The 20,720-nt window shown below is 66.9% G+C and carries 20 protein-coding genes; 8 read left to right on the forward strand and 12 right to left on the reverse strand.

Annotated elements, in window-relative coordinates; genetic code table 11:
• Positions 1–156 precede the first annotated feature (156 nt).
• Positions 157–1,701, forward strand: a complete 1,545-nt coding sequence (locus A6M56_RS19005; RefSeq protein WP_102079074.1) for an FAD-dependent oxidoreductase — start codon at positions 157–159, stop codon at positions 1,699–1,701.
• A gap of 12 nt (positions 1,702–1,713) precedes the next feature.
• Here the strand turns inward: A6M56_RS19005 and A6M56_RS19010 are convergent, their stop codons facing one another.
• Together A6M56_RS19010 and A6M56_RS19015 are read right to left on the reverse strand one after the other, a co-directional pair.
• A complete protein-coding gene (locus tag A6M56_RS19010) occupies positions 1,714–2,091 on the reverse strand; it encodes an ABC transporter substrate-binding protein (protein WP_145997136.1) in 378 nt (125 codons plus the stop codon).
• Between the two features lie 84 nt (positions 2,092–2,175).
• Positions 2,176–3,471 (reverse strand): Nramp family divalent metal transporter, encoded by a 1,296-nt coding sequence (locus A6M56_RS19015; RefSeq protein WP_102079076.1) that lies wholly within the window; start codon positions 3,469–3,471, stop codon positions 2,176–2,178.
• A gap of 167 nt (positions 3,472–3,638) precedes the next feature.
• Between A6M56_RS19015 and A6M56_RS19020 the strand changes: the two genes are divergently transcribed.
• From A6M56_RS19020 to A6M56_RS19030, 3 genes are all read left to right on the forward strand, one after another.
• Positions 3,639–4,532, forward strand: a complete 894-nt coding sequence (locus A6M56_RS19020) for a manganese catalase family protein (RefSeq protein ID WP_045219532.1) — start codon at positions 3,639–3,641, stop codon at positions 4,530–4,532.
• A gap of 71 nt (positions 4,533–4,603) precedes the next feature.
• A complete protein-coding gene (locus A6M56_RS19025) occupies positions 4,604–4,765 on the forward strand; it encodes a hypothetical protein (protein ID WP_157774026.1) in 162 nt (53 codons plus the stop codon).
• Between the two features lie 5 nt (positions 4,766–4,770).
• Positions 4,771–5,046: a DUF6566 family protein gene (locus tag A6M56_RS19030; RefSeq protein ID WP_145997137.1), complete on the forward strand. Its 276-nt coding sequence runs from the start codon at positions 4,771–4,773 to the stop codon at positions 5,044–5,046.
• Between the two features lie 202 nt (positions 5,047–5,248).
• On the opposite strand, the gene A6M56_RS19035 is transcribed toward A6M56_RS19030, so the two are convergent.
• Positions 5,249–5,761 (reverse strand): ferritin-like domain-containing protein, encoded by a 513-nt coding sequence (locus A6M56_RS19035; RefSeq protein ID WP_045219528.1) that lies wholly within the window; start codon positions 5,759–5,761, stop codon positions 5,249–5,251.
• Positions 5,762–5,872: 111 nt separating this feature from the next.
• On the opposite strand from A6M56_RS19035, the gene A6M56_RS19040 reads away from it, so the two are divergent.
• On the forward strand, positions 5,873–6,100 hold the full coding sequence (locus A6M56_RS19040) for a hypothetical protein (RefSeq protein ID WP_147282544.1): 228 nt from the start codon (positions 5,873–5,875) through the stop codon (positions 6,098–6,100).
• A 78-nt stretch (positions 6,101–6,178) separates the two neighbouring features.
• Positions 6,179–8,122 carry a S9 family peptidase gene (locus A6M56_RS19045; RefSeq protein ID WP_102079079.1) on the forward strand — a complete coding sequence of 648 codons (1,944 nt, stop codon included), beginning with the start codon at positions 6,179–6,181 and terminating at the stop codon, positions 8,120–8,122.
• 18 nt (positions 8,123–8,140) lie between these two features.
• On the opposite strand, the gene A6M56_RS19050 is transcribed toward A6M56_RS19045, so the two are convergent.
• The gene (locus A6M56_RS19050) at positions 8,141–8,359 is read right to left on the reverse strand and encodes a hypothetical protein (RefSeq protein ID WP_145997138.1); all 219 of its coding nucleotides are present in this window, start codon (positions 8,357–8,359) and stop codon (positions 8,141–8,143) included.
• 171 nt (positions 8,360–8,530) lie between these two features.
• Complete coding sequence (locus A6M56_RS19055; RefSeq protein WP_102079080.1) at positions 8,531–8,746, reverse strand: LysR family transcriptional regulator; 216 nt, start codon at positions 8,744–8,746, stop codon at positions 8,531–8,533.
• A 162-nt stretch (positions 8,747–8,908) separates the two neighbouring features.
• Between A6M56_RS19055 and A6M56_RS19060 the strand changes: the two genes are divergently transcribed.
• The gene (locus A6M56_RS19060; RefSeq protein ID WP_102079081.1) at positions 8,909–10,402 is read left to right on the forward strand and encodes an acyl-CoA synthetase; all 1,494 of its coding nucleotides are present in this window, start codon (positions 8,909–8,911) and stop codon (positions 10,400–10,402) included.
• 27 nt (positions 10,403–10,429) lie between these two features.
• Here the strand turns inward: A6M56_RS19060 and A6M56_RS19065 are convergent, their stop codons facing one another.
• The 7 genes from A6M56_RS19065 to A6M56_RS19095 all read right to left on the reverse strand — a co-directional run bounded on the left by A6M56_RS19065 (position 10,430) and on the right by A6M56_RS19095 (position 19,939).
• Positions 10,430–12,199: a phospholipase D-like domain-containing protein gene (locus tag A6M56_RS19065; protein WP_102079082.1), complete on the reverse strand. Its 1,770-nt coding sequence runs from the start codon at positions 12,197–12,199 to the stop codon at positions 10,430–10,432.
• Positions 12,200–12,559: 360 nt separating this feature from the next.
• The gene (locus A6M56_RS19070; RefSeq protein WP_102079083.1) at positions 12,560–13,711 is read right to left on the reverse strand and encodes an enoyl-CoA hydratase/isomerase family protein; all 1,152 of its coding nucleotides are present in this window, start codon (positions 13,709–13,711) and stop codon (positions 12,560–12,562) included.
• Entirely contained in the window at positions 13,708–14,505 is a 798-nt protein-coding gene (locus tag A6M56_RS19075; protein WP_102079084.1) for an enoyl-CoA hydratase, read from the reverse strand. The genes A6M56_RS19070 and A6M56_RS19075 overlap by 4 nt, the downstream gene beginning before the upstream one ends.
• The gene (gene mmsB / locus A6M56_RS19080; protein ID WP_102079085.1) at positions 14,505–15,398 is read right to left on the reverse strand and encodes a 3-hydroxyisobutyrate dehydrogenase; all 894 of its coding nucleotides are present in this window, start codon (positions 15,396–15,398) and stop codon (positions 14,505–14,507) included. Before mmsB ends, A6M56_RS19075 begins: the two co-directional genes overlap by 1 nt.
• A gap of 19 nt (positions 15,399–15,417) precedes the next feature.
• Positions 15,418–16,965, reverse strand: coding sequence for a CoA-acylating methylmalonate-semialdehyde dehydrogenase (locus tag A6M56_RS19085; RefSeq protein WP_102079086.1), 1,548 nt, complete (start codon positions 16,963–16,965; stop codon positions 15,418–15,420).
• Positions 16,966–17,049: 84 nt separating this feature from the next.
• On the reverse strand, positions 17,050–18,744 hold the full coding sequence (locus A6M56_RS19090; RefSeq protein WP_102079087.1) for an AMP-binding protein: 1,695 nt from the start codon (positions 18,742–18,744) through the stop codon (positions 17,050–17,052).
• A gap of 61 nt (positions 18,745–18,805) precedes the next feature.
• Positions 18,806–19,939: an acyl-CoA dehydrogenase gene (locus A6M56_RS19095; protein WP_045219507.1), complete on the reverse strand. Its 1,134-nt coding sequence runs from the start codon at positions 19,937–19,939 to the stop codon at positions 18,806–18,808.
• 171 nt (positions 19,940–20,110) lie between these two features.
• On the opposite strand from A6M56_RS19095, the gene A6M56_RS19100 reads away from it, so the two are divergent.
• A partial coding sequence (locus A6M56_RS19100) for an AraC family transcriptional regulator (RefSeq protein ID WP_286758341.1) occupies positions 20,111–20,720 on the forward strand: 610 nt, incomplete at its 3' end.

Consider the following 20,720-nt stretch of genomic DNA (forward strand, 5'->3'; position numbering starts at 1 on the left):
CGAGCATATGGGCAGGCCCGCGGCGTGCGAACGACCGTTTTCGTCTTTGCTTATTCGCTGTGCCCGCCCCGGGGAGTGATCCACGCACGACGCCGTGTGCCGCCAGCGGCACGAATCTCGCTGCACGCAGGGCACACGTTCCGACGGAGCACGACAATGGCAAACCATGGCGGCACCACGACTTCTTACTGGGCGGCAAACACCGAACTGGCCAGCGCGCCGCTGCAGGGCGATGCGACCTGCGATGCCTGCGTGATTGGCGCCGGCATGGCCGGGCTGTCGGTCGCCTATGAACTGGCCGCAGCCGGCGCATCGGTCATCGTGCTGGACGCCGACACGGCAGGCGCCGGTGAAACGGGCCGCACCACGGCGCATCTCATGACGGCGTTCGACGACCGCTACTTCCACATCGAGGACCACCTCGGCCGCGAGGCCGCGCACATGATCGCGCAAAGCCACGCCGCCGCCATCGACCGGATCGAGACGATCTGCACGGCGGAATCCATCGCCTGCGGTTTCGAGCGGGTGGACGGCTACCTCTTTGTCGAATCGCCCGAGGATGAGGACGTTCTCGCCAAGGAGTTCGAAGCGGCACATCGCGCCGGGCTCGTGGATGTCGAGCGCGTGAGCGCCGTGCAGACGGGCAAGGCGGTGCTGCGCTCGGCGCTGCGGTTTCCGCGGCAGGGCCAGTTGCATCCGTTGAAGTATCTTGGCGGCCTCATCGAGGCCATCCGCCGTCGCGGCGGCCAGGTGTACGGCAAGACGCGCGCGACCGGCGTCGAAGACGGCAGCCCCGCCCGCGTGCTTACCGCCGATGGCCACCGCATACGCGCGGGCAGCGTCGTGGTGGCGACCAACACGCCGTTCATCGACCGGTTTGCGATCCACACCAAACAGGCGGCCTACCGCACGTTCGTGGTCGCCATGAAGGTGCGCCGGGGCGACATGCCGAACTGCCAGTTCTGGGATACGCCCGACCCCTACCATTACGTGCGCATCGCCGGGGACATCGACGCCGATCACCAGTTGCTCATCAGCGGGGGCGAAGACCACAAGGTCGGGCAGGCCGACGATGCCGACGCGCGCTTTGCCCGGCTCGTCCGCTGGACGCAGCAGCGCTTCCCGGTGGTGGACGACCCGCTGTACCGCTGGTCGGGCCAGGTCATGGAGCCGGTGGATGGCGTCGCCTTCATCGGGCGGAACCCGGGCGACGCGCATGTCTACGTGGTCACCGGCGACTCCGGCAACGGCATCACGCACGGCGCCATTGCCGGCATGTTGATCTGCGACCTCGTGCGCGGCCGCGACAATGCCTGGGCCGCGCTGTATGACCCGTCGCGCAGGTCGCTGTCGGCCGCGCTCGAATATGCCCGCGAGAACGCCAACGTCGCCGCGCGATATGCCGATTGGCTGGGCGGCGCCGCCGCCACGGCGTTGGACGCCATCCCGCTGGGCGAAGGCCATGTCGTCAAGGCGATCGGCCGGCATGTCGCCGCCTTCCGCAGCCAGGACGGCGTGCTGCACACCTTCGATGCCGCGTGCCCGCACCTGAAGTGCATGGTGCATTGGAACAGTCTGGAGAAGAGCTTCGACTGCCCCTGCCACGGCTCGCGCTTCGGCCCGGACGGCGCCGTGCTGCATGGGCCGGCCAACGTGGGGCTCAAGCGCATCGACGTGGGCAGCGACACAGAGCAGCGCTGAGCGGCTTCCGCGCTATTTCTCGTCCATCGCGCACGTCGACTCGGCCAGCGTGTGGAATGCCCGCTCCCCGGGAATCGTCTGTACGGGCTTGTAGTAGTCCCTCGGCCGCACCCGCTCCGACGGCTTCTTGACCCCGAACAGGCAGATGTCGTGGAGCATCATGCCGTCGGCGCGCACGTAGCCGCCATGGGTATACATGTCGTCGATCATCATCGACCTGAGCTTGGCCATCACGCGGTCGGCGTCGTCCGTGCCCGCAGCCTGCACGGCGTTGAGACACGTGAGCATGGCGGAATAGTCGACCGCCTGCAGCAGGTAGGACGAAAAGTCCGGGGCGCCGAGCGGATGCTTCCTGCCACCCACCACCCTGCCGCCGCCCGCTGCGACCACGCGGGCGATGCGCCGCGAACGGCCCCGCCGGAGGAACACACTGTCAAGCAGAGGCCGACAGTGGTGCGTTGAGGCGCTCGGCGCTCAGAAGACGCTGTTGATGACCACGACCGCATTCAGCGCCGTCACCAGCACCGTGGCCACGGTGGTCAGCACCACGACGCCGCGGCCGGCCACGTGCGGGCCCATCACATCGGGCCGACCCGTGAGCCAGACCAGCGCCGCCATCGGAAACGGCACCGCCATGCTCAGCACCACCTGGCTGAGCACCAGCGCCCGCGTCGCGTCCACCCCCGCCCCGATGACGATGAACGCCGGCACCATGGTGATCAGCCGCCGCAGCCAGACTGGAATGCGCACGTGCAGGAAGCCCTGCAGCACGATCTGCCCCGCCAGCGTGCCGACCACCGAACTGGACAGCCCCGAGGCGATCAACCCCACCACGAACACGACCGCCGCCGCCGCACCGAACAGCGGCATGAGCGTGACGTAGGCCGTTTCGATGCTGGCCACGTCGGCATGTGCGTCGTGAAACGCGCTGGCCGCTACCAGCACCATCGCCAGGTTGATGCAGCCGGCCACCGCCAGCGCCACCACCACCTCCACGTTGGAATAGCGCACCAGTTGCGCAGTCTCGCTCGCACTGCGCGGGCGCACGCGCGTATCGGTCAACCCCGAGTGCAGGAAGAGCGCATGCGGCATCACCGTCGCGCCCACGATGCCCGCCGCCAGCATCAGCGCATCCGGCGGCATGGCAGACGGCATCACGGCCTGGCGCAGCGCCGCCCCCCACGCAATGGGCAACATCCACACCTGGATGATGTAAGAGATACCGATCACGCCGACCAGCGCCCCGATCAGCAGTTCGACGCTGCGAAAGCCGCGCGCCTGCAATGTCAGCAGCAGATAGGTCGCGACGCCGGCCCCCACCATCGCGTGCAGCAGCGGCATGCCGGTCAGCAATGCGATGCCCACGGCGGCGCCGACGAACTCCGCCAGGTCGGTCGCCATGGCGGCCAGCTCGCTGATGAGCCACATCGCCAGGGCGGCGGGCGCGGGCAAATGCGCGCGGCACAGCTGCGCCAGGTTCTGACCCGTGACGATGCCCAGCCGCGCCGACAGCGCCTGGAACAGCATCGCCACCACGTTGGCTGCCACCACCACCCACAGCAGCTGGTAGCCATAGCCGGCGCCAGCCTGGATGCCGGTCGCGATATTGCCCGGGTCGGTATACGCCACCGACACCACGATGGCCGGCCCCATGAGGGGCGCCAGCACCCGCCAGCCTCGGCGCCGCCCTTCGAGCACGTCGTGCACCTGCGCGACCACGCAGGCAGAGGCAGAAGGCTTGTCGTGCACGAGGGGGAGACTGTCGTCCATGGGCGCAATGGGAGGGAGGGGCGTGGCGCTGCGGGTATTCGCAATCGGCGTTCCCGGGCCGACCGGCAGCGGCATACACAAAGGCCGCGCGCGATGGAACAGCCGTTGCGGACAGACCTTCGCCACTCCGGCATACGCACACCTGAACACGCTCTCAGGAGAATCCCATGTTCATGCACAACAAGCGATTGCAGTACACCGTGCGGGTCAGCGAAACCGACCCGGGCCTCGCCAACCTGCTACTTGAGCAGTTTGGCGGCCCTCAAGGTGAGTTGGCCGCGGCCATGCGTTACTTCACGCAGGCGGTGGCCGAAGAGGATCCGGGCCGCAAAGACATGCTCTACGACATCGCCACCGAAGAGCTGAGCCATCTGGAAGTGATCGGCACCATCGTGGCCATGCTCAATCGCGGGGCCAAGGGTGAGCTGGCCGAAGCCGTGGACGAACAGGCCGAGCTGTACCGCAAGCTCAACGGCGCTGGCAACGACAGCCACGTCACGCAGGTGCTCTATGGCGGCGGTCCGGCGCTGACCAACTCCGGCGGCGTGCCCTGGACGGCCGCGTACATCGACTCCATCGGCGAGCCCACCGCAGACTTGCGCTCGAACATCGCCGCGGAGGCACGCGCAAAGATCATCTACGAGCGCCTGATGAACGTGACCGACGACCCCGGCGTGCGCGAGGCGCTCGGCTTCCTGATGACACGCGAGATTGCGCACCAGAAGTCGTTCGAGAAGGCGCTGTATTCCATCTCGGGCAACTTCCCTCCGGGCAAGCTGCCGCCGGTGCCGGAGTTCAGCGATGCGTACTTCAAGATGTCGCGTGGGGCACCGGTGGTGCAGGCGCCATGGAACAGCGGCACGGGCCTGGAGCTTGTCGAAGAGCCGCCCATCCCGGCCGACCCAGGCGGCGACGGCAGTGCCTCGGTCCAGTTGAGCGACGTTGAACTCGCCACGCTGCAGGCGATGAAGGAGCGCCAGGCCTCCGACACCGCCACCGACCCGCGCACCGGCGCCGAACTGGGCGAGATGGGCGCGCAGGACGAAGAAGGTACCGCGTAATCCGCAACCCGCAACTCGAGCCGGCCCTTCCGTTCCGGCGTGGTGCGGAGGGGCCTTTCAGGAGAGCACGCATGGAAACCCAGGAACTGCTGACCATCGTCGTGACCACACTCGCAGCCATTGCAGCCTATTCGCTGGTGCGCGACCCGGCCGCCATACCCGGCGCCGTCGCCTCGCAAGCGGCCGTGCCGCGTTCGCGGCCGGCCCCCATGCTGGTGGACCTGGGATGGTGATGCACATGGCTTCCCCCGCCTCTGACAACAATGAAGCGCCGCGCATGTCCGACCTTCCCGATGCGCGCGTGGAATACGCCGGCTATACGATCCTCGTGTACGCGATCGAGAACGAACAAGGCGTGTGGCTGCCGCGGGTGACGGTGCTCCAGGGCGCAGAGCGCATCGAGATGCCGCAGCTCACGCAGGCGTGGCGCGGCTGGCTGACCCGCGGTGAAGCTGTGCGCGACGGCCTCGAGCAGGCGCATCTGCTGCTGAGCGGCGACCGGCATCAGCCGTGATCCCCCTCGGCGCCGCGCCGCTCGCGGGCCGGGCCTCGAATCGGCCGGACCAGCTCCATTGCGACACCGCCGGCTGCGAATGCAGCCGCTTGCCCGCGCGGCTGCCCACGGCGCGCTAGATCAGGGCGCCATAGGCGAGCGCCACCACGCATAGCAGCGCCACGAAGATCCAGCGGATGTCGGCCATCGGAGCGACCCGCGCTCAGCGCTTGGCCTCGAGCCCAGGCGTCTGTGCGCGGGTCAGGAAGGCCTGGGTCACTTCAGGCAGATGCTGCGACAGCCATTCGGCCATGGCGCGCTCCTGCGGCAGGATCGCGTCGCAGACGCGCACGGTCTCGGTGTCGCCGCAGTGCTGGGCCGCCGCGCGCAGCGTCGTATACGCCGCGATCTCCATGTGTTCGAACACATAGCCTGCCATCGAACCCTTGACGACTTCGTCCGAGACGAACATGCCGCTCAGGCCCTGCCCGAATGCGGTGATGCGCGCGGCCATGTCCTTGATGGCCGACGTGCTGCCGCCGAGCCGGTCGATGCACGACTTCACCATGCGCTGCTGCTCCCGCGTCTCTTCGATGTGCTGATCGATGCGTGCCTTGAGCTGCGGGTAATGCTCGAGCCGCGACGATTGGGAGCGCAGCATGTGTTCGGCCTGTTCTTCCATGGCGTGCGCGTCGCGCAACCAGTCGAGCAGATGGTCTTTGGCGGAGGTGGTCATAGGAACTCCTGTGTCGAGTGGAGCCAACGACAACGCAATGCACGGGCCTGCGCCGCTCGGGCAAGAGCCGGCGTGCGGCCGGCGAGCGGCACACGCATTGCTGCATCGTGCATGCAGGACTTGTTGCCTGCACCAACGACGGAGCAAATGATGTCCAACCAGAAGCGTAGCGAAGACAAGAGCAGTCAGACGTCCCGAAACGAAAACCGCCGCGACGAGGAACGCCGCGAGGGCGGCTCGGCGGAAAACCGGCGCGAGGAAGACCGCGAGCGCGAAAGCCGGCGCGATGAAGAACAGCGCCGCGAGCGCCGCGACGAAGAGCAGCGTCGCCAGGAGTAAGCCCGCAACCTCCTCCGGCCCGGGCCTCGCCGATGCGTTGCGGGGCCCTTTTTTTTGCCCCGCCCAGTGAGACATGCCATGACGCGCCCCTTCTCCGTTGACGACATCCTCCACCATGAGCGCATCACCGGCCTGGCTGCGTGCCCGGCACAGCGCGCGGTCTATTGCGTGGAATCGATCGACGCCCATGCCGACGCATACCGATCGTCTCTCTGGATCGCCGGCAACGAAGACGAACCGCCGTGGCAGCTCACCAGCGGCACCGCGCTCGACAGCGCCCCGCAATGGGCGCCCGATGCGCGCACCATCGCCTTTCTTTCCGACCGCGACGGCGGACCGCCGCAGATTTACACGATCCGCCCGCACGGCGGCGAGGCGCGCCGGCTCACGAACCTGCCCAATGGCGTGCAGACCTTCGCCTGGGCGCCCGATGGAAGGTCGCTGCTGGCCATCGCGCTCGCGCACGTCGACCCGCCGGACACGACGCACGGCAAGCGTTGTGCAGAAGGTGTGCAGGTCATCACGGAAGTGCCGTACAAGCTGGACGGTGTCGGCTTCACGCTCGATGAACGTACGCACCTGTTTACCGTCGATGCCGGCAGCGGCGCGCACCGGCAGCTCACACAGGGGCGCTACGAAGTCCGGCACGCAACGTGGAGTGCCGATGGCGAATCGCTGTACTACACACGCACGCGCGAAGGCAGGATGGCGCACCGCACCGACATCTGGACCCTGCGCCGCGACGGCACGGATGCGCGCCAGCTCACGCACGAAGTGGCCATCGTGCAAGACCCGGTGCCCTCGCCGGATGGCAAGCGCATCGCCTTTGCGGGCAGCGAGTGCGGCGGAGATTCCCAGACGCGGCTGTGGTGCCTCGACCTCGGCACGGGCAGCGTCAGCGGGCTCGGCAGCGCGGACATCGAAGTGGTTTCCGGCAAATCGCTGCACTGGTCTGCCGCGTCCGATGCCGTGGAGACCATCGCCGCCCGCAACGGCTTGCAGGAGGTGGCGCGCATCGACGCGGCGTCCGGACGCACCGAGACGGTGTTGTCCGGCCTCAGGCACATCTCGGCCATGAGTCGCGCGGGCGACACGCTGTACTTCGTGGCCGAGTCGATCGGCGAGCCCGGGCAGCTGCACGTCTGGGACGCCGGCAGCGGTGAAGAGCGCCAACTCACGGCACTCAACGCATGGTGGTACGAGCGCTGCCTGCCCGAGGTGCGCTACGAACCCTTTGTGGTGAAGAGCGATGCGGGCGGTGAGGAGACGGTCTGGGCCTGGGTCATCCGCAGTGCGCAGCCGCACACACCGGGGCCGTTGCTGATCGACTTTCATGGCGGGCCGGCGAGCTACGTGCTGCTGTCGTTCGCATCACACCCGTACTGGAACATCCTGTGGTCGCACGGGTGGACGATCGTGGCCGTCAACGCCGTGGGTTCGAGCAGCTTCGGCCGCGCATTCAGCGACAGGCTGCGCGGCCGGTGGGGTGAGCTGGACCTGCCGCAGCACCTCGCGGTGGCTGATACGCTGCACGCGAGTGGCGTGCACAACGGCATGCTCGCGGCTGCCGGCAAATCGTATGGCGGCTATCTCGCCGCATGGGCGGCGTGCACGACGGACCGGTTCCGCGCTGCGATCGTCTCCGCGCCGGTGGCCGACCTGCGCAGCCATTTCGGCACATCCGATTCGGGCCCGTATGCCGACCCCTACGCGCTGGACGGCAGCCCGTGGGACGCGCCGCAGACGTACAACCGCCTGTCGCCGGTTGCGTGTGCAGCGAATACCGTGACGCCGATGCTGCTTCTGCAAGGCATGGACGACGAGCGCTGCCCGCGCGGGCAAGCCGAGCAGCTCTTCACCGCGCTCACCGCCACCGACGCAGCCCCGGCGGAACTGGTGCTCTACCCTGGCGGCGGGCACCATTTCTTCGAGGACGGCCGCCCGTCGTACCGCATCGACGCGGCAGCACGCACGGTGGACTGGCTCACCCAGTGGCTCGCGCTGGAGCCGCCCCACCGCTGATGCGCGGCCGGATGCGTGCTATGTCTTCCACCCTTCGGCCGACATCCGTCCGAGGAGGATGCCGGCGCTCAACGCCATCCCAAGCGATATGAAACCCTCCGGCAGCCCAGAGGCGGTCCATCCCGTCGGCGCGCCGTCTGTGGGAATGAACCGGAATTCGCTGTGCCATCTGCCGTCTTCGCCCCGATCTGCGCGCACTTCCACGCGCCCCTTGTTCGCGCTCACTGTGGTCTGCATGCTCTTCTCCGTTGCCATCGCCGGTCTCCGCCTCGCATTCGGATGGCCCTTCCGTGAATGACCATACGAACGGCCGAAACGGGTGTCCAGCGTCTTATGCGCGACTCTGCGCAATAGTGATACGGGCGTTGGCTCTTACCGATGTGACGCCGGACGCAGGAGAGGAATTTGCTACGTGCGGCGTCCGTGCTCAAAGAGCGGCTCGCCGGCCTGCGTGAGCTCCAGGCCGCGCGTGCAGCGGCGCTGCCACGGCGCGCCGGTTTCGCGCGCCAATGCCTTCAGACGGCTGCTCAGGTTCGAGCGCGTCATGGCGGGCTTTTGCGCGGCGGAGGTAAAACTGCGCGCCTCCACGATCTCGACCAACAGGTGGATGAGCTTGAGCTCCATGGCGGGGCAGGAGCAGCAGCTCGGCGTTGTTCAATGGCATTCACCAGTGTGCGCAATCCCAAGCAGATTGTTCAGCGCCGTCCAATCCGGCATGCTGCGTAGATTCGAACCACAGCCAGACCGAGGCACCGAGACCTCGCGCCCGTCACCACGGAGACACGCATGACCGCCCACCTGATCTTCGACGATCGCCCCACCGACGCCGATACGCTGCTCGCGCGCGGCGCCGCCCTTGCCGGCGGTCTGCGCCGCATGGGCGTTCAGGAGGGCGACGTGATCGGCGTGCTGCTGCGCAATGCACCGGCCTACATCGACGTGATGCACGCCTGCCGCATCGCGGGATGCTACTTCTGCCCGATCAACTGGCACTTCACGCCGGCCGAGGTGGAATTCCTCGTGCGCGATTCGGGCGCCAAGGTATTGATCGGCCATCGCGATCTCGTCGACGCGGCGGAACCGCTGCTGCCGGCCCATGTGCAGCTGCTGCGCGTGGACGCCGAAGGCACCGACCGTGCCGACGGCTATGCCAACTGGCTTACGCTGCAGACGCCGTACGACGGGCCGCTGGTATCGCCGCGCGGGCACATGGCCTATACCTCGGGCACTACCGGGCGGCCCAAGGGCGTGGTGCGTCAGGCCGTGCCGCTCGACCAGCTCGACGCGCATCTGCAGAAGGCACGTGCCGTGGTGGCGGCCACGTTCGGTATCGTGCCGGGCTGCCGTGCGCTGGTGCCGGCGCCGCTCTATCACAGCGCACCCAGCCTCTTCGCACAGCAAGCCGCGCAGATGGCAGAGCTGCTGGTGGTGAACGCGCGTTTTGATGCGCTGCGCGTGCTCGAGCAGATCGAGCGCTACCGCATCGACACCGTCTACCTCGTGCCGATCATGTATGTGCGCCTGCTCAAGTTGACGGACGAAGAGCGCAGCCGCTACGACCTGTCTTCGCTGCGCTTCGTGGCGTCCACCGGTGCACCGTGCGCGCCGGAGATCAAACGCAAGATGATCGACTGGCTCGGCCCCGTCATCTATGAAACCTATGCGTCGAGCGAAACCGGCATGATCACGGTGATGGACCCGCGCGACGCCGCCACCCGCCCCGGCAGCGCGGGCCGCCCGGTGTGCGACGCCGAGGTGCGCATCCTGCGCGAAGACGGCACGCCATGCGCGACGGGCGAGATCGGCCTGATCTACAGCCGCCAGCCCGCCTACCCCGATTTCACCTACCGCGGCAACGACGAGGCGCGCCGCAAGATCGAGCGCGACGGCCTCGTCACGCTCGGCGACATGGGCTATCTCGATGCCGACGGCTACCTGTATGTGTGCGACCGCGCATCGGACATGGTCATCTCGGGCGGCGTGAACATCTACCCGGCCGAGATCGAACATGCGCTGCTGCGCCACCCCGATGTGGTCGACTGCGCCGTCTTTGGCGTGCCGTGCGATGAATACGGCGAGCGCCTCGTCGCGGTGGTGCAGACCGAACGCAAAGACCCGCAGGCCGAACCCGTGATCGAATGGCTGCGCGGGCAGATTGCAGGCTTCAAGATCCCGCGCCAGATTGAATTCACCACAGCACTGCCGCGCGACGACAACGGCAAGATCGCCAAGCGCCGGCTGCGCGATGCGTGGTGGGGCGACCGGCAGCGACGCGTATAAGGCTGCACGCACCGCCGCCGGCATCGGTCACGCAACTACCGCCTCCTGCGCTGTGCCCGACTTGGCGAACAGCGTGCGCTCCGTGAACTTGATGTTCTGCGGATCGTAGTACGGGTCGGCCCATGCGCCGGTCGGCTTCAACACCAGCGGCTTGTCGGCCGTGGCCTTCGATTCCCCCGCGCGAAAGCGGTAGTGGTCGAACAGGCGGATGGCCTCGATCGCATAGGCCGTGACGATGGCCGGGTCGTAGATGGCGATCAGGCTGTCGCCGTTCTGCTCTTCGCCGCCCTTTGACAGGTTGGACGAGCCGCAGAACACGACCGGCTCATCGCCATTGAAATCGCACACGACAAACTTGTGGTGGATGTGCTGGCCGGTGCCGGCATCCACTTCCTGCTTGAACGGCGCAGGCGCTTCGTCCTTCAAATACGCGAACGACACGGTTTGCGACGGCACATCGCGGCCGGGCGCAAAGGCATCGACACCACCCTGCTTGTCGATCACGCCCAGCGAGAGCAGCCCAGCCTTGTGCGGCACCACCTGTTCGAGCGTGGTCAGCATCTCGCCGCCGCCATCGGTGGCCATCACCGCAAACAGCACGGACGACAGCGCGCCCTTGACGCGGTCGGCCGCCTCCGTCAGCAACGCATCGGTCTGATGCGGCGAGAAGCCGAAGCGCGCACGCGGCGTACTGCCTTGCGGCACCGCCTGCCAGCTGGCGGCCAGCGCGTCGGCGCGGAAGGCTGCGGCCACCTTGCGGCTGCCGGCGGCGTCTTCACCGTATTGACCGATCCATCCCCACAGACGCTCGAACACCTGCGCATACAGCTGCGCAACGTCTTGCTCGAACACGAGCACGCTGTTGGCCTGCACATACAACCCGCGCAGCGAGAAGTTGGCAGAACCGGCCAGCACGCGCACCGGCTTGCCGGCCGCATCACGCAGCAAGATGGCCTTGTGGTGCTGGAACCGCGCCAGGTGCGTGCGGCGGACATCGGCGCCGGCTTGCCGGAAGTATTCGGCAGCCTGCGTCTCAAACGCGTTGGCGGTGCCGTGGCCCGTCGGGCTGGCGCCGTTGCCGACGTAGTTGTCCTGAATCACGCGGACCTTGCGGCCGTTCTGCGCAAGCCACGCAATCGCACGGATGATGTCAGGCTCGTCCAGGTCATAGGCCAGCACGTCGATGCCGTAACCCTCGGACGCATGGCACTGGTTCAGCAGATCGATGATGAGACGGCGGCCGGTGGCGCCCAGGTAGGCGTACTTGTTCTGATACGGCTGCGTGTCGTACAGCAGCGGCGATTTTGTCTGCGCGCGCTTGTCCGGCGCCAGCGCGGTGTTGCCGCCGTAGTGATCGATGAACGCCTGCGACGACACATACCCACGCACCATGCCCACGGTGGCCCAATCGCTCATCGGCTGCTGCAGCGTGACGGTGACGGTGCGCGTGGCGCGCGTCTCCAATTGCACAGGGTTCGTCGACGCGAAGTAGCGCGCGTGCACGGTGTAAGTCAGCTGCGCAGCGGCATGCGGCGGAAAGTGGACCCAGTGGAACGACTGAAACGGCGCGTCGATGGAATCGGCATAGTGGCCGGCCTTCAGCGGCGCATCTGCATGGATGGGCGTGTCGAAGGTGAGCCGGTTGGGCACCCAGTAAGGTGCCCCGCCCTGCGGCGTGCACTGGATGGCAAAACCGGCCAGATCGGCGCGATCGGCATCGGCCACATCAAAGGCGAACAGCACGGCGCTGTCGCCCTGATACACCTTCACCTGAAATGAATCGACGGATGTCGCCATGGGAGCCTCCTGGGGTGGCAGAGCATCCGTCCAGTTAGCACCGCGATTGTGACAACCATCTGACGCCGGGCACCGAAACCCAACTGCCATGCGGGTTGGCAGGCCGTGACTTCAACGCGGTTTCAATCCGATCTGCGGAGTCGCCCAGCCGGTGCGAGACGGCGGGGCAAAAAACGCGCAAAAAAAAACGCAGCGGAAGCCGCTGCGTACGATGAGAACGTGAGGGGTGACCTCTCCTCGCCCGCGTAAGTTACACGTAAGTGATGACAGAAATTTGTCACGAAACCGACTTATTACGCCGGACAGCCTGCAGGAAATGACGCATCCGCTGCTTTTGCGGCATGCCGGTCACATGCCGGTTCAACCAAGCCCCGCCAACGGGTGCAGCTCCGCCCGCCAGGGCGACGTCAGAAAATGCCGCACCCGCTCGGGCCGCACCTGCGGCAGCGTGGCCGGCGCCCAGCCAGGCCGGTGATCCTTATCCACCAGATGCGCGCGCACGCCTTCGCAGAAATCGCCTTCCTGGATTCCGCGCGCAACGATGCCCAGCTCCATTTGGAAGCATTCCGCCAGTGACAACTGCCGGCCCCGCAGCAACGCTTCGCGCGTGACATGCAGCATCGTCGGCGAATGCGTGGTCATGGCGTCAAGCGTCGCCTGCAGCCACTGGCGCGGCTCGCGTGCCGGTTCGCGTTCGAGGCTCTCTCGCAGCGTGGCCACAATGCGATCGACCGAAGACCGCCGGTCGAAATAGCGCAACACCCACGGCATCGCCTGTGCAAGCGGCGCGTGCGGAACGATGTTGCACGGCGGCTCGAATACACGGCGCAGCGCCTGCATGAGGTCGCCATCGTGCGGCATGCGCTGCAGGCGGTCTTCGAACGAGGCGAGCCATTCGGCAGGCACGCACACATCGGCCAGGTGGCAATGCAGCGCATCGGCGCCGGTGAGCGTCACGCCGGTCAGGCCGACATACAGCTCAAGCTCGGGCGCCATCACGCTCAGAAAGCGCGTGGCGCCCACGTCGGGCAGAAAACCGATGCGCGTTTCCGGCATCGCCATCTTCGTGCGCTCGGTCACGACGCGCAGCCGTGCGGCCTGCCCAAGACCCATGCCGCCGCCCATGGTGATGCCGTCCATCAGCGCAACGATGGGCTTCGGGAACTGGTGCAGCGCATAGTCGAGCCGGTATTCGTCGACGAAGAATTGCAGCCAGCCGTCGTCGCCGTCCATGCGGCCCTGTTGCGCCAGCTGATAGAGCGCGCGCACATCGCCGCCGGCGCAGAAGCCTTTCTGGCCCGCGCCGCGCAGCACCAGCGCGGCGATGCCGTCGTCATGGCGGCATTGCTCCAGCAGCGTGGCCAACTGGCGCACCATGCCGTGCGACAGCGCATTCAGGGCAGACGGCCGGTTCAAGGTGATGACGGCCACGCGGTTCACCACACGCATCAGCACCTCGGGCTCGGCAGCGGCGGCCTGGGGCGGCGCCGCCTGCAGTTGGACGGCACTCATTGCAGCGTCTCCGATTCGTGTGTGGAATGCCAGCGCGGCGCGCGCTTCTCCAGAAAGGCATTCACGCCCTCGCGCTGGTCCGGGTGGTCGAACAGATCGACAAAGCGCTCGCGCTCCACGGCCAGCGCCGCGCTGCGCGGCACGCCATTGCGCGCCTGATGGATGAGCTGCTTGCTGAAGGTGACGGCCTGCGGGCTCAACGTCGTCACCCGCAGCGCCATGGCGATGGCGGTTTCGCGAGCAGCGCCCGTTTCCACCACCTCTTCCACCAGGCCGATGCGCAGGGCGGTCTGCGCATCGACGCGCTCGCCGGTCAGGATCATGCGCTTGGCCCAGCCTTCACCCACGAGCCAGGGCAGCGTCTGCGTGCCGCAACCGCAGCACAGCAGGCCGACGGCCGTCTCCGGCACGGCCAGCTTGGCATGGGCCTCGGCGATGCGGATGTCGCATGCCAGCGCGCACTCCAGGCCACCGCCCATCGCAAAGCCGTTGATGGCGGCGATCACCACCGGGCGCGCATTCTGCAGGGCCTCGAACGCGGCACCGAAACGTGCAGCGGCCTCGCGCGCGACATCGCGATCGCCATCGGCAAAGGTGTTGAGGTCGGCGCCCGCGCTGAAGAACTTCGGCCCATCGCCGGTGACGACGACGGCGCGCACGCGTGCATCGGCGTTCAATCGCTCGACGGTGCCTTGCAGCTGCAGCAGACCTTCCGGGGTGAACGCGTTGGCCGGCGGACGCTTGAGCGTCAGCACTGCGACGGTGCCCTCATGCAGCGTTTCCAGTTCGATCATCACGCCGCTCCGTCTTTCCGATACAGCTTGATGACGGCGGAGAAATCCAGCTTGCCATCGCCCTTGCTGCTCACCGTTTGATAGAGCTGCTGCGCCAACGCGCCCAGGTAGACCGGCTGACGGACGGACTTTGCTGCGTCACCGGCCAGGCCCAGATCCTTGAGCATGAGGTCGGTGCCAAAGCCGCCCGTGTAGCCGCGCGACGACGGCGCGGTCTCGATTACGCCCGGGAACGGGTTGTAGGTGTCTGAACTCCAGCACCGGCCCGTCGACGTGTTGATGATGCCGCCCAGCACCTTCGGGTCAATGCCCAGCGCCTCGCCCAACGACATGGCTTCGGCCACGCCGACCATGGTGATGCCGAGCACGAGGTTGTTGCAGATCTTCGCGCCCTGGCCCGCGCCGGTGTCGCCGCAATGCACGAGGTTCTTGCCCATGGCGGACAGCACCGGACGCACCTGCTCGAACGCCTGTGCGGTGCCACCGACCATGAACGTCAGCGTGCCGGCTGCCGCGCCGCCCGTGCCGCCCGAGACCGGCGCATCGACAAAGGTGTTGCCGTGCTCGGCCGCCAGCGCGGCAAACGCCTTCACGCTGGCCGGGTCGATGGTGCTCGAATCGATGATGGGCACGCCCTTGGCGATACCCGCCAGCACGCCGTCTTCCGCCGTCAGCACGTGGCGTACATGCACGGCGGCGGGCAGCATGGTGATCACGGTTTCCGCGCCCGTCGCGGCGTCCTTGGGAGATGCAGCGGCCATGGCACCGGCTTCCACCAGCGCGCCCACGGCCTGCGTATTCAGATCAAAGACGGTCAGCGCGTGGCCCGCCTTGAGCAGGTTGCGCGCCATCGGGGCACCCATGTTGCCCAGGCCGATGAATGCGATTTTCATGTCAACGCTCCCGGTGCGATCAGCGCAGGCTGATGGTGGTATTCACGCCGCCGGCATCGACCGCGTCGTCAAACCAGCGCGCCGTGACCGTCTTCGTTTGCGTGTAGAACTGCACGACCTGCTTGCCGTACGGGCCCAGGTCGCCCAGCTTGGAGCCGCGCGAGCCGGTAAAGCTGAAGTACGGCACGGGCACCGGAATGGGAATGTTGATACCGACCTGCCCCACGTCGATCTCGCTCTGGAACTTGCGCGCCGCCGCACCGCTCTGCGTGAACAGGCCCACGCCGTTGCCGAACGGGTTGGCATTGACCAGCGCAATCGCATCGTCCAGCGTGGGCGCGGTCAGCACCAGCAGCACGGGCCCGAAGATTTCGTTGGTGTAGATGTCCATGTCGGTCTTCACGTCGGTAAAGACCGTGGGGCCGATGAAGTTGCCCTCTTCGTAACCCGCGACGCGCACATTGCGGCCGTCGAGCGCCAGCGTGGCGCCCTGCTGCACGCCCGATTCGATCAGGCCGAGAATGCGTTGCTTGGCGGCGCGTGACACGACGGGTCCGACATCGGTGCCCGGCTCGACACCGGCATTCACCTTGAGCGTTTTTGCCTTGGCGATCAGATCCGGCACCCACTGCTGCGCGGCGCCCACCAGCACGACGACGGAGGTCGCCATGCAGCGTTGCCCCGCTGCGCCGAAGGCCGCACCCACCAGCGCATTGATGGCCTGCTCGCGATTCGCGTCCGGCAGCACCACGGCGTGGTTCTTCGCGCCCATCATCGATTGCACACGCTTGCCGTGCTCGCTGCCGAGGCGATACACATGCGTGCCGACCGCGGTGGACCCGACAAACGAAATCGCCTTCACATGCTCGTGCGTGCACAGCGCATCCACCACGTCCTTGCCGCCGTGCACGACGTTCAGCACGCCCGGCGGCACCCCGGCTTCCAGCGCCAGCTCAACGAGCTGCATGGTCGACAGCGGATCCTGCTCCGAAGGCTTGAGCACGAACGTGTTGCCGCACACGATGGCCATCGGAAACATCCACAGCGGAATCATGGCCGGGAAGTTGAACGGCGTGATGCCCGCGCACACGCCAATCGGCTGGCGCAGCGTGTAGGTGTCGACCGCGCCGGCCACGTTCTCCAAAAATTCGCCCTGCTGCAGCGAGCCCACCGAGCAGGCATGCTCCACCACCTCCAGCCCGCGGAAGATGTCGCCTTCTGCATCGGGCAGCGTCTTGCCCTGCTCGGCCGTCAGCGTGCGGGCGATGCGCGGCGAGTGCTCGCGAATCAGCGCCTGGAACTTCAGCATGATGCGCATGCGCGCGCCGACCGGCGTGTTCTTCCACGTGGCAAATGCCGCATGTGCGGAGCGGATGGCCGCGTCCACTTCGCCGGCCGTGGCAAAAGGCACGCGCGCCAGCACTTCCTGCGTGGCGGGGTTCACGATGTCGCGCCATTCCTTCGACTGCGATTCAACAAATTCGCCGCCGATCAGCAGCTTGACGGTGGGCGGGGTGTCCTGCTGTGCAGCAGCCTTGGCGGAAGCGAGGGAAGCAACGGCGCTCATGGGAGTCTCCTGGCGATTCGGTATCGGTTGCGGTGGCGGTAGCGGTAGCGGTAGCGGTAATGGGTTCAATGCGGGACGGGCAAATCAGGCGAAGTCTTCTTCCCAGTACTCGCCGGGCAGGCGAGCCGGTTGCGGCGTACGTTCAAGCTCCAGCCGACGCAGTTCCACGCGGCGGATCTTTCCGGAGATCGTCTTGGGCAGCTCGCTGAACTGCAGCCGGCGGATGCGCTTGTAGGGCGCCAGCTTTTCGCGCGAGAACAGGAACACCGCGCGCGCCAGCTCGGGGCCAGCCTCATAGCCCTGGCGCACCGTCACGAACGCCTTGGGCACGGACAGCCGCAGCGGATCGGAACTCGGCACCACGGCGGCCTCGGCAATGGCCTCGTGCTCGATCAGCACGCTTTCCAGCTCGAAGGGGCTCAGCCGATAGTCGGACGACTTGAACACGTCGTCGGTGCGACCCACGTAGACGAAGTAGCCGTCGTCGCGCCGCATCGCCACATCGGACGTGTGGTAATAGCCGTTGCGCATGGCCTCGCCCGTGGCTTTGGCGTTGTTGGCGTAGCCCTGCATCAGGCCGAGCGGACGATGCGAGAGCGGCAGCACGATTTCGCCTTCGCTGTCGGGCTGATCGTCGTGGTCGACCAGTTCCACGCGGTAGCCGGGCAGCGGGCGCCCGACCGAGCCCGGCACAACCGGCTGGCCCGGCGTGTTGCCGATCTGGCAGGTGGTCTCGGTCTGGCCGAAGCCGTCGCGAATGGTCACGCCCCAGGCGCTGCGCACACGCTCGATGATCTCGGGGTTCAGCGGCTCGCCCGCACCGACGATCTCGCGCAGCTTGACGGCGTAGGTCGCCAGCGGCTCCTGCACCAGCATGCGCCACACGGTGGGCGGCGCGCACAGCGTGGTCACGTTGAAGCGCACCAGCACGTCCAGCGTGTCCTTCGGCACGAAGCGGGCGTAGTTGTAAACGAACACGCAGGCCTGCGCATTCCACGGGGCAAAGAAGCAGCTCCACGCGTGTTTCGCCCACCCGGGTGAGCTGATGTTCCAGTGGATGTCGCCGGGTTGCAGGCCGATCCAGTACATCGTCGACAGGTGCCCGACCGGATAGCTCTGGTGCGTGTGCTCGACCAGCTTCGGCTTGGACGTGGTGCCCGAGGTGAAGTACAGCAGCAACGGGTCGGTCGCCTTGGTCGGCCCCTCGGGCACGAACTGGGCGGGCGCCTCGTACGCTGCTGCCAGGTCGATCCAGCCTTCGCGCTGCGCGCCCACGGCGATGCGCTTGACGCTTGCATCCACACTGTCGAACTTGTGCAACTCTGCCGCGTCGACGACCACGCAGTTCGCGCCGCCGAGTTCAACGCGGTCGCGCACGTCATCCGGCGAAAGCTGCGTCGTGGCCGGCAGCACCACCGCACCGAGCTTCATCGCCGCGAGCATCACGTCCCACAGTTCGACGCGGTTCGGCAGCATCAGCAGCAGACGGTCACCCCGCACGATGCCAAGCCCACGCAGGAAGTTCGCCATGCGCGACGAGCGCTCCGACATCTGCGCAAACGACAGCTTCAACCCTTCGCCATGCGCGTCATCGACGATCCACAGCGCCGGGTTGTCGTTGCCGCGCGCCATCACATCGAAGTAGTCGAGCGCCCAGTTGAACGTGTCCAGCGTCGGCCACGCAAACTCGCGATACGCCCGGTCGTAGTCGGTGCGATGGCGCAGCAGAAAATCGCGCGCTTCCACAAAACCCTGTGCTGCAGATACCGGTTCGTTCATCGTCGTCTCCTGGTCGGCGCGTTTTCGCTCTTTCGTATGCGGTCGATGTGCGCGGGGCGTGCTACACGTGCCGCGCGATCACCATCCGCTGGACTTCGCTGGTGCCTTCGTAGATCTGGGTGATGCGTGCATCGCGGTAGTGGCGCTCGACGGCGTAGTCGGCCAGGTAGCCATAGCCGCCGTGGATCTGGATGGCGTTGGAGCAGATTTCTTCCGCCAGTTCCGATGCGTAGAGCTTGGCCTGCGAGGCCTCCGACAGGCACGGTTTGTCTGCACTGCGCAGGCGCGCCGCGTGGTGAACGAGCAGGCGCGCCGCATTCAGGCGCGTGGCCATGTCGGCCAGCATGTTGGCGATGGTCTGGTGCTCGCGCAGCGCCTTGCCGAACTGGATGCGCTCATTCGCGTAGTTGCGTGCCGCATCGAACGCGGCGCGCGCAATGCCCACGGCCTGCGCGGCAATGCCGATGCGCCCACCTTCCAGGTTCGACAACGCGATCTTCAAGCCCTCGCCACGTTCGCCCAGCAGGTTCTCTTCGGGCACGGCGCAGTCTTCCAGCGTGATCGGGCACGTGTCAGACGCGCGAATGCCGAGCTTGTGTTCGGGCCGCCCAACGTGAAAGCCCGGCGTGTCCGTCGGCACGATGAAGGCGGAGATGCCGCGCTTGCCCGCCTCAGGGTCCGTCACGGCAAAGACGATGGCGATGTTGGCGCGTGCGCCGTTGGTGACGAACTGCTTGTTGCCGTTGAGCACCCACTTGCCGTCGCGCAGCACCGCACGCGTGCGCAGGTTGTTGGCCTCGGAGCCGGCATGCGGCTCGGTCAGGCAGAACGCGCCAATCGCGCGGCCGGTGGCCAGATCCGGCAGGTAACGCGCCTTCTGTGCCTCGGTGCCGAACTTGAGGATCGGCCCGCAGCCCACCGAGTTGTGCACGCTCATCATCGTCGCGCTGGCAGCGCAACCGGCGGCCACCTCCTCCAGCGCGAGCGCATAGGCCACGTAGTCCGTGTACGAACCGCCCCACTCCGCGGGCACGATCATGCCTAGCAGGCCCAACTCACCCATCTCGCGCACCACCTCGTCGGGCAAGGCGCCGTCACGGTCCCACTGCGCGGCGTTGGGCGCCAGGCGCTCGGTGGCAAAATCGCGCGCGGCGTCCTGGATCATCCGCTGCTCTTCGGTATAGAGGTCGTCCATCGCTTGGCTCTTGCTTGTTTGCTGACCGGTGCCGCGTGACGCTGCCTGTGCAGGCGCCTTACACTGTGCAGCCCGCGGCGCTCCGGTTCGATGGGGAAAAAGTGTAGGCACGCGGCTGGGCGGCTTCGATGCCCGTCACGATCAACTTGCGTGAGCGGATTTGCCATACCGATGAAAAACAACGAGAAAGGAACCGTCTCTGTCAGCCTCGTCAACGAGGCCGTGACGCGCGCCCGCGCGCATGGCGTGGACATGCAGCCCATCATGGCCGCCGCAGGCATCACGCCGCAGATGCTGGCGCAGCCGCGCAGCCGCGTGTCATCGGCGCAGTACGGTGCGCTGTGGGCCGGCATTGCGCAGGCCATGGACGACGAGTTCTTCGGGCAGGATGCGCACCCCATGCGCTGGGGCAGCTTCGTGGCGATGACGCAGGCGGCGCTGACCGCCCGCACGGGCCGGCAGGCGCTCGCCCGGGCCACGGGTTTTCTGCGCCTGGTGCTGGACGATCTGCATGTGCGCGTTGAAGAAGACGATCAGCGTGTGCGCCTCGTCTTTGTGCACCGCAAGGGCACGCGGGTGCCGCCCATGTTCACCTACGCCACGTGGCTCATCATGGTCTACGGGCTGGTGTGCTGGCTCGTGGGGCGGCGCATTCCGTTCATTGCCGCGCGCTTCCGTTGTGCGGCGCCGCAGGATGCGCAGGAATATCGCCTGATGTTCTGCGACGACATGGTGTTCAGGCACGATGCGTCGTACGTCGACCTGTCGCCCGATTTTCTGG

This window comes from Ralstonia sp. RL, assembly GCF_001683835.1.
GTDB classification, from domain to species: Bacteria; Pseudomonadota; Gammaproteobacteria; order Burkholderiales; family Burkholderiaceae; genus Ralstonia; species Ralstonia mannitolilytica.